The sequence below is a fragment of the Kitasatospora sp. NPDC029367 genome, from assembly GCF_055569135.1.
The window spans coordinates 109,049-117,614 of record NZ_JBVHYH010000005.1 but is presented as its reverse complement, the minus strand read 5'-3'; the positions used below and the strand labels follow the sequence as shown (position 1 = coordinate 117,614).

Here is an 8,566-nt window from a genome sequence, read left to right as displayed (position 1 = left end):
CCCTAACCCCCCAGACCGCCCCTGACCGGCCCTGGGCGCCGCGCGGCGTGCGACGCGCGGCGCCGAGTCGCGCCCCGGCTCAGGGGGATGAGGGATCGGTGGGGAAGAGGACGGGGCTGAGCAGGTACGGCACCCGGCCCGGGCCGGGCTGGTTGCCCAGCCGGGGCCGCAGGGCGGCGACCAGTTCGCCGACGAGCTCGGTGAGTTCGTCCGGGCTGAGCCAGAGCGTGCCCTGGCGGTAGGAGACCGAGTCGGCGGTCGGGTTCGCGCCCTCGCGGTCGAGGTAGGCGTTGAACTCGGCGATGAGGACGGCCATCGCGGCGGCGAAGCCGCGGCGGTGGTCCTCCAGGGACATGGTCGCGGCCGCTTCGCCGTCGATCGAGGGGCGGTCGCGGCGCAGCCGGTAGCGGCGCTCGACGACATTGCGGACGCGGCGCTCCTCGGCCACGTCGAGGAAGCCGGCCTCCGCGAGCAGGGCCACGTGCCGGTAGACGCTCACCTTGGGCACATCGGGCAGCCGGGCGGACAGTTCGCCGGTGGTGAGCTCGCGTCCGCCGGACAGGGCGTGCACCACGCGGAGGCGTACTGGGTGGAGAAGCAGTTCGGCGGTGTCCATGGCGCCACTATTTCATGAGTGATACCGTTATCGAAATTGAAACCGTGGTTGGGGGAGCGCAGCGGATGAGACGGGAAACCGGACGTGCAGTGGCCGTGAACGGGCGCTCCGTCCATGTCGAGGAGTCAGGTCGGGGCGCCGACTGGGTGGTCTTCGAGGCCGGAGCGGGCCTCGGCCGGACCAGCTGGGACGCGGTCCTGCCGCTGCTGGCCGACCGTGCCCGGCTGGTGGCCTACGACCGTGCCGGGTTCGGCCGCAGCGGCCGAATCGCGGGTCGGCTGGGCATCGACGACCTGGCCGCCGACCTGGCCGCGTTGATCGGGGAGGTGGTCCCGCGATCGTCCTCTCCGGTGCTCGTCGCGCACAGCATGGGCGGGCTGGTCGCGCGCCGCGCGGCGGACAGCCTGGGCCTGCGGCTGCGCGGCCTGCTGCTGCTCGACCCGACACCGGAGAGCGCACCCGTCTACGACCGGTTCGACCGGACCGCCGGGAAGGTCGACCGGGTGCTCGCCGTGACGCAGGCGCTGGTGCGGCTGCGCCCACTCGCCCGCCTGGGCAGCGGGAACCTCCGGCGCGCGTTTCCGGCCGACACCTACGCGACCATGCTCGCCGAGGACCTCGTCCCCGCCGGGATCGCGCAGACCAGGAAGGAGCTCAGGGCCGTGGTCGAGGCCATCCCCCGGTTCCGCGCCGAGCCGCCCGGCCTCCCGAGCTGCCCGACCGTACTGCTCTCGCCGTCCCGCCCCGACCGGGGCCGCGCTGCGCAGCGCACCGCCATGACCGCCCACCAGCGGCAGTGGGTCGCGACCCTGCCGGACGGACTGTTCGACGTGGTCGACTCGGGCCACCTCATCCAGGCCGAACAGCCGGGGGCGGTGGCGCAGGCGGTCGGCCGCCTCCTCGACCGGACAGGTCCTCGTTGATCCGTCCCTTCCCGGAGTTCCCGGAGCCCACCCACCCGTGGGGCCCCGGGGCCCTCCCGAAGGCTCGGCTTGCACGTGTCCGCCGACCGGGTGAGCCTGGAGTTGGCAGCCCGTACGGGGCGCGGGCAGGTGCGCCGGGCGTCAGAAGGACGCGTCGAGTCGCGGACCGCGTCGCACCACATGGATCCCCCGCGTCGCACCGCACGGAACCCACAGTGCTGAGGAACCGTCATGCCGCTGTTCACCGGTCCCGTTGACGACCCGCTCGCGTTCAACAACAACCCGTCCATGCAGGACGCCCTGGACACCACGCGGCAGCAGCTGTCGGACGCCGGCACCCCGACGGTCGACGACCTGGCCGTCATCGTCGTCGCGCTGACCGGGTTCGAGGGCGGGCTGAACCACCCCTGGGCGGCGATCCGGGACCAGGACGAGTGCTACTCGGCCAGCCTGATCAAGATCGCGGCGATGTACACGGCCTTCGACCTGCGGTCGAGCGCCGACCAGCTGGCCGGCGACCTGGGGCTGACCACCTGGCCGGCCATCGAAGCCGCACTGAAAGCCACCTTCGACCCGGACATCGGCACGCACACGCCGTCGCAGATCAAGGTGTCGACGGCGTTGCGCGCCGAGGACAAGGCCAGGCGGCCGAACTATTCGGCCGTTCTCCGACTCGGACCCTCCGGTGGGGTCTTCACCGTCGACTTCACTCCGGCGCAGGTGGCCGCGTTCGAGGACATGATGGTGCAGCAGAACGACCCGGGGGCCACCACGACGATCCACGGTCTGGGATACCCGTACCTCGACGGCAAGCTCGCCGACTCCGCCCTCTTCGACAGCGCCTCCGCAACGGGGCTGTGGCTGGCGGGCGACTACGCCGGGATCTGGCCGGCCGCGCGCATCCCGTGTGTCAACGACGTGGACACGGCCCAGGGCACCACCGCGCGGCAGCTCGTCAGACTGCTGACGCTCCTGGCGGACGACAAACTCGTCGGGCCGACGAGCAGCCAGGACATGAAGGCACTCATGGCCCGGGCGGGCACGTTCTTCGCGTCCACCAGCCCGCCGATCTGGCCCCCCGGCGGACAGTTCGTCGCCACCCACGGCAAGGTCGGCATCGGCTCGTTGAAGACCGGCCAGACCGTGCTCTCCGAGGGGATCCTCGTCAGTGACACCGTGCGGGGCAGGAGCTTCGCCGTCGTGTACCAGAACGTGATCCAGGACGGCCTGACACAGCGCCAGGCACTCGTACCGGTGGCGACGCTGATCGAAGCCGCCCTGAACGCCTTCTGACACCGGCACCTCCGCTCCCCGGCGAACGCGCAACCTGGACCATCCGGGCAATCGGCGCACGGACGGTGGGGACCGCCCCCGGCCGGTGCCGGGGCGCGGTGTGACCCGTCCGGCGCAGCGTGGCGCGCGGGGAGGGCGGGAGGCTGCGATCTTCGGAGGGACCCGGCGGTGCCCGACTGCCGGGTCCCGTTGTTCCGAGACCGTGGAGGCCCGGATGTGGCAGGCTCCCCCCGCCCCCGTCAGCCGTGAGTGGCTTCCCGTCCTGGACATGCCGGCGCCCGCCGCGCAGAACCGCTGGACGGTGCTGCTGCGCCTGCTGCTGCTGATCCCTCAGTTCGTGGTGCTGTGGGTGCTGTCCCTGGTGGCGTTCGTGGTCACCGTGATCGGCTGGTTCGGTGCGCTGGTGCTCGGGCGGCTGCCCGGCTTCGTCGCGGACTACCTCACCGCGTTCGTCCCGTACGAGGCGAGGGTCACCGCGTATCTGATGCTCACCGTGGACCGTTACCCGCCGTTCCGGTTCAGCGCCCCCGAGTACCCGGTGCAGGTCGAGCTGCGGCCCGGTGAACTGAACCGGCTGGCCGTACTCTTCCGCATCATCCTGGTCATCCCCGCCTCGATCGTGCAGGGCCTGTTGCACGCGGGCTGGTGGATGGTCTCGTTCATCAGCTGGCTGGTGGTGCTGATCCTCGGCCGGATGCCGCAGCCGCTGTACGAGGCCACGACCGCGATCCTGCGCTACCAGCTGCGGTACACCGCCTACCTGGTGATGCTCACCTCCGCCTACCCCAAGCGGCTGTTCGGCGAGGAGCCGAACAGCGAGCCCGAGCGGGTGTCGGCCACCCGTCCGCTGGTGCTGAGCGGCGGCGGGCGCGGGCTGGTGGTCCTCTTCCTGATCCTCGGCCTGGTCTCCTGGGCGACCAGCTCGGTCACCACCTCGGTGAACACCGACGACAACGACGAGGACAACGGCGTCAACCCGACCCAGCACGTCATCGCCCCGCTCGTGCCCGGCCCGCACTGACGGCGGGCGGCCGGGCGGCCGGGCGTCAGGGCCGGTGGACCGGGGCGGCCTCCTGCGCGGCCTGCTTGACGGCGGCGATCAGCTGGTGGCGGCGGGCGCGCAGCTCCTCGGGGCGGACGGCGAGGGAGACGCTGCCGATCACGGAGCCGTCCGTACCGAGCACGGGGGCCGCCAGGCAGGCCAGGCCGGGCCGGGCCTCCTCGACGTCCAGGGCGACGCCGGTGCGGCGGATCCGCCGCAGCTCCTCGTCGAGCCGTTCGACGGAGGCGATCGTGTGCGGGGTGAAGCGGCGCAGGCCGGGCTGCTCCAGGTAGCGGCGGCGGGCGGCCGGGCCGGCAGCGGCCAGGGCGATCTTGCCGTGGGCGTAGGCGTGGGAGCGCGGGTCGACGCCGACGGTGAGGTCGGGCCGCTGGTCGCCGTCGGCGGCGACGGTACGCACGTCGGCGATCACCAGGCCGTCGCCCTGGTAGGCGACGTAGTTCGCCGAGGCGCGGGTGGTGTGCCGCATCCGGGCCAGCACGCCGTCGATGCCGTCGGTGAGGCCCATCTGCCGCTGGAACGCGCGGTGGAGGGCGGAGACCTGGTAGCCGAGGGTGTAGCCGCCGTCGGTGCGCACCAGGTAGCCGCGCTCGGTGAGCGGGGCGAGGAGGGTGTAGGCCGTCGACAGGGCGCAGCCGAGGCTCCGGGCGAGCGCCTTGGCCGGGACGGGCGAGGGTGACCCGGCGACGAGTTCCAGCACCTCCAGGGTGCGGTCGGCGGCGCGCGGCCCGGTCTGCCCGGCCATGGCGGGGTGCTCCTCCTGCTGGTGCTGCGTGACCCGTCCAGTCTGCCGGGGGCCGGACCGGGGGAGGCCACCGGCCCCCGGTCCGGCCCGCTCGGCGTCCGGGCCGGGCCTGGCTGGGACGTGCCCGGCTGGGCTCAGCCCTCGCGCGGGGTGATCTCGCCCATGAGGTCCCAGCCCTCGCGGTCGGGGAGGTCGACGCTGATGATCCGGGGCTTGGCGGCGACCGCGCCGGACAGCGTCTCAATGGCCTGCCGGAAGTGCGCCGACTCGACGTGCGCCCGCCCGGCCTCGCCGTCCCGGAACCCCTCCACGAGCACGTACTCGTTCGGGTCGTCCACACTGCGGGACCAGTCGAAGAACAGGTTCCCCGGCTCGGCACGGGTGGCCTCGGTGAACTCGGCGACGATGTCGAGCCACTGCGCGCTGTGCTCGGGGCGGACGGGGAACTTCACGGTGATGAAGATCATGGCGCTCTCTCGGGTCGGGGAGACGGTCGAACCCCCACCCTGCCCGACCGCCGCCCGGCCCGGGGAACGCACGGCACCGCGATTCCACCCATGCCGGAAACCGTCCCTGCCGGGGCCCCGCGGCGCCGCTACGGCAGGAGGCGGTTGGGGGAGGGGAGATGAGTGATCGGCTCGTCGGCCCAGGAGTAGACCTCCAGGTAGGACAGCCGGCCCTCGGTGACGAAGACCATGACGCCGCCGATCGGGGTGCCGTCGGCGTCGACCACGGTGGCCTCGGCGGCGGGAGTGTCGGTGACGGGTGCGGCGGGTGCGGCGGTCGGGTCGGCCAGGGCCAGGTCCAGGCTGGGGCAGGGGCACTCGCAGCCGCCGGTGACCCGCAGGTGGGGGATCTGGGCGCGCAGGGCGCGGAAGGCGGGGGTGTCCGCGGCGAGGAGTGACTCCAGGAGGGCGACCGCCTCGGCGGGGAGGTGGTCGGCGGGGAGGCGGTCGTCGGGCTTGCGGTCGTCGGGCTTGCGGTCGTCCATGGGGAGGAGCCGATCATCCGTCCGGAGGGGACGTCAACCGGGTTGGGGGGGGAACGGCAACGGGCGGGGGCCGCCCCGCGGGGGGGGGGGGGGGCCCTGGGGGTAGGGCAAGGCGGGCGGGTTTGGTACACCCCCTCCCCCCCGTAGGGGGCGCCCACACGCGGGGGGGGGCCCCACCGGCCCCCCCCCCCCCCCCCCCCGGCGGGACGGGTGCGGCGCCTGGCGGTCAGGCCAGGACGGCCGGCTTGAGCACCTCCTCGCACCACTGGCGGAAGCTCGTCGGGCTCGCGGTCCGCGGGGTGCGCTCGACCCCGGCGTCGAGGCCGTCGTCCTTGGCGCGCATCATGTCGAGGTAGCCGTTCGCCAGCGCCTCGCTGTAGCCCTGGCCGGCGAGCGAGGCGCGGAAGTCGTCCAGCGACTGGCGCTCGTAGCGGACCGGGCGGCCGAGGACCTCGGACATGACGCGCGCCATGTCGTTCGCGGAGAGGTCCTCGGGGCCCAGCACCGGGACTTCGCCGGTCCCCGTCCAGGAGCGGTCGAGCAGCAGGTCTGCGGCGGCCGCGGCGATGTCCCGGGTCGCCGCCAGCGGCGCCGGGCGGTCGGCGGCGACGGTGGAGGTGTACACGCCGCGGTCCCGGATCGAGGCGCTCTGCCACAGCAGGTTGTCCATGAAGGAGGGGTTGGCGAGCGCCCGGTAGGCCGCGCCGGTGCCCGCGAGGAGGTCGTCCATGGCCAGGGAGGCTGTCACGTGCCCAGCGCGGTCGGCGACCGGGGTGCCGCGGCCGAGTGCGGAGACGCCGACGACGTGCCGGACGCCGTGGGCGGTGAGGGCCTCGGCGGCGGCCCGGGTGAACCCGGAGTAGACGGTGTCCAGGCTCGGCGCCTGCCGCGTGGGCGGGACGACCCAGAAGACGGCGTGCGCGCCGGTGAAGGCCCGGTCGACGACCTCGGGGTCGTCGTGGGAGCCGGCGACGACGTCGACGCGGGCCCGGACGGCCTCCGGGAGCCTCGCCGGGTCGCGTACGACCACGCGCAGTTCCTCGGCGGCGGCGCGCGGTCCGGTGAGCAGGAGGTCGAGGAGTCGGCCGCCGATCTGGCCGGTGGGAGTGGTGATGACGATCATGTGTCGAGTCTCGGGCCGGCCAACTGCGGCGTCCAATACCCTTCCTGGGCATTGATACCTTCCAGGCATGGATCTCGACCTGCGCAAGCTCCGCTACTTCGCGGCGGTCGCCGAACACCGGCACTTCGGCCGGGCGGCGGAGCAGCTCTTCATCACCCAACCCGTCCTCAGTCGTCAGATCCGGGCCATCGAGCAGGAGTTGGAGTGCACCCTGCTGGTCCGGACCACGCGCAGCGTGGAACTGACCCCGGCCGGCCGACAGCTCCAGGAGGAGGCGCGGGGGATCCTCGCGGCCGTCGCCGCGGCGGTGCAGCGCGTGCACGACGCCGACAAGGGCACCCGGCGGCTGGTCGTCGCCTTCTCACCCGGCCTGCACGTGTCGGAGGCGATCCGCGCGTTCGCGCTGCGACACCCGGACGTCGAGACCGACCTCGTCCCGGCGCGCTGGTGGGAGCAGGACGCGCCGCTGCGCGACGGCCGCTGCCAAGTGGCCTACCTGCGACGGCCGTTCGACGACACGGGGCTGTGCACCATCCCGATCGGCCACGAGCCCCGGGTCGCCTGCCTGCCCGCGACGCACCCGCTGGCCGCCCGCGCCGAGCTCACCACCGCCGACCTCGTCGGCGAGCGGATGCTCGACGCACCGGTCCGGCGGACGGCCTCCCTGGAGGAGAAGTTCGAGCTGATCGCCTCCGGGCACGGCATCGCCCTGCTGCCGCTGAGCGTGGCGCGCTCCTACGCCCGGCCCGACCTCGTCCACCGGACCGTCACCGACGTCCCCGGGGTCGAGACCTGCCTGGCCGTCCCGGCCGACCTGGCGGACCTGGCCGACCGGCGGGGCAAGCCGCTGCGCGACTTCCTGGAGATCGCCACCGCCACGCTGCGGCCCGCCTGACCGCGCCACCCGCCTGACCGCACGGCGCGCCTATCGGCCGGGGCGCCCGGGCGGGAAACCGCGCGACGCCGACCTGCGGAGACGGCTACGCTGCCCCGGTGATCGAGGACAGAGCAACGGACCGGGGCAGCGTGACCACGGTGCGGCGGATCGGGGACACCATCCGCCGGCCGGTCGGGCCGTGGACGCCCGCCGTCCACGCGCTGCTGGCCCACCTGGAGGCGGCGGGCTTCACCCGGTCCCCACGGCCGATCGCCCTCGAGGGCGGCGAGGAGGTGCTCTCGCTGCTGCACGGCGAACCCGCCTTCGCGCCCTGGCCGGCCGTCCTGCGCTCCACCACGGGCGTCCGCGCCCTCGGGCGCTGGCTGCGCGAGTACCACGACGCCGTCCGGGACTTCCGCCCGCCCGCCGGGGCGAGCTGGCAGGGCGCGGAGCAGGAGTGGCGGCCCGGCCTGGTCATCCGGCACGGCGACCTGGGCCCGTGGAACGCCGTATGGGACGGCGACCACCTGGCCGGCTTCATCGACTGGGACTTCGCCGCGCCCGGCCACGCCGTCGAGGACCTCGCCCAACTCGCCTGGTACGCCGTGCCGTTGCGCTCCGTCGAGCAGCAGCGCCGGGCCGCCGTCAGCGGGCCCGGGGTGCTGCGGGAGCGCCTGGACGCGCTGTGCACCGCCTACGGTGAGCGGCCGGAGGCGGTGCTCGACGCCCTGGACGCGCTCCAGACCCGGGAGGCGGCCCGGATCGAGCGGCTCGGCGGGCGCGGCGAGCAGCCGTGGGCCGCCTTCCTCGCCCGCGGCGACGCCGCCGAGATGACGGCCGAGCGCCGCTGGCTCCGCGCCGAGCGCGCGACCCTGCTCGAGGGCTGAGCCGGCTGAGTCGGCCGGTGCGGCCGGTTCGGCCGGGGTGCGTCCAGCCAG

General features: G+C 74.1%; 10 protein-coding genes. 5 read left to right on the top strand and 5 right to left on the bottom strand.

Annotated elements, in window-relative coordinates:
* Positions 1-79 precede the first annotated feature (79 nt).
* Entirely contained in the window at positions 80-616 is a 537-nt protein-coding gene (locus ACZ4W5_RS05315; protein ID WP_402489515.1) for a helix-turn-helix domain-containing protein, read from the bottom strand.
* A 65-nt stretch (positions 617-681) separates the two neighbouring features.
* Between ACZ4W5_RS05315 and ACZ4W5_RS05310 the strand changes: the two genes are divergently transcribed.
* The 3 genes from ACZ4W5_RS05310 (at position 682) to ACZ4W5_RS05300 (ending at position 3,853) form a co-directional block, all read left to right on the top strand.
* Positions 682-1,539: an alpha/beta fold hydrolase gene (locus tag ACZ4W5_RS05310; protein WP_465652989.1), complete on the top strand. Its 858-nt coding sequence runs from the start codon at positions 682-684 to the stop codon at positions 1,537-1,539.
* A 231-nt stretch (positions 1,540-1,770) separates the two neighbouring features.
* Positions 1,771-2,832, top strand: coding sequence for a hypothetical protein (locus tag ACZ4W5_RS05305; protein WP_360231683.1), 1,062 nt, complete (start codon positions 1,771-1,773; stop codon positions 2,830-2,832).
* A 268-nt stretch (positions 2,833-3,100) separates the two neighbouring features.
* Complete coding sequence (locus tag ACZ4W5_RS05300; protein ID WP_465652987.1) at positions 3,101-3,853, top strand: DUF4389 domain-containing protein; 753 nt, start codon at positions 3,101-3,103, stop codon at positions 3,851-3,853.
* 25 nt (positions 3,854-3,878) lie between these two features.
* Here ACZ4W5_RS05300 and ACZ4W5_RS05295 read toward each other — a convergent pair whose 3' ends face one another.
* From ACZ4W5_RS05295 to ACZ4W5_RS05280, 4 genes are all read right to left on the bottom strand, one after another.
* Entirely contained in the window at positions 3,879-4,637 is a 759-nt protein-coding gene (locus ACZ4W5_RS05295; protein WP_465652985.1) for an IclR family transcriptional regulator, read from the bottom strand.
* A gap of 134 nt (positions 4,638-4,771) precedes the next feature.
* Positions 4,772-5,104, bottom strand: a complete 333-nt coding sequence (locus ACZ4W5_RS05290) for a putative quinol monooxygenase (RefSeq protein ID WP_360231674.1) — start codon at positions 5,102-5,104, stop codon at positions 4,772-4,774.
* 128 nt (positions 5,105-5,232) lie between these two features.
* On the bottom strand, positions 5,233-5,628 hold the full coding sequence (locus ACZ4W5_RS05285) for a hypothetical protein (RefSeq protein WP_465652982.1): 396 nt from the start codon (positions 5,626-5,628) through the stop codon (positions 5,233-5,235).
* Between the two features lie 226 nt (positions 5,629-5,854).
* Entirely contained in the window at positions 5,855-6,751 is an 897-nt protein-coding gene (locus tag ACZ4W5_RS05280) for an NAD(P)H-binding protein (RefSeq protein WP_465652980.1), read from the bottom strand.
* A gap of 67 nt (positions 6,752-6,818) precedes the next feature.
* Between ACZ4W5_RS05280 and ACZ4W5_RS05275 the strand changes: the two genes are divergently transcribed.
* Both ACZ4W5_RS05275 and ACZ4W5_RS05270 read left to right on the top strand, forming a co-directional pair.
* Positions 6,819-7,646 carry a LysR family transcriptional regulator gene (locus ACZ4W5_RS05275; RefSeq protein ID WP_465652978.1) on the top strand — a complete coding sequence of 276 codons (828 nt, stop codon included), beginning with the start codon at positions 6,819-6,821 and terminating at the stop codon, positions 7,644-7,646.
* Between the two features lie 98 nt (positions 7,647-7,744).
* The gene (locus tag ACZ4W5_RS05270; protein ID WP_465652976.1) at positions 7,745-8,515 is read left to right on the top strand and encodes a phosphotransferase; all 771 of its coding nucleotides are present in this window, start codon (positions 7,745-7,747) and stop codon (positions 8,513-8,515) included.
* Positions 8,516-8,566: the final 51 nt, after the last annotated feature.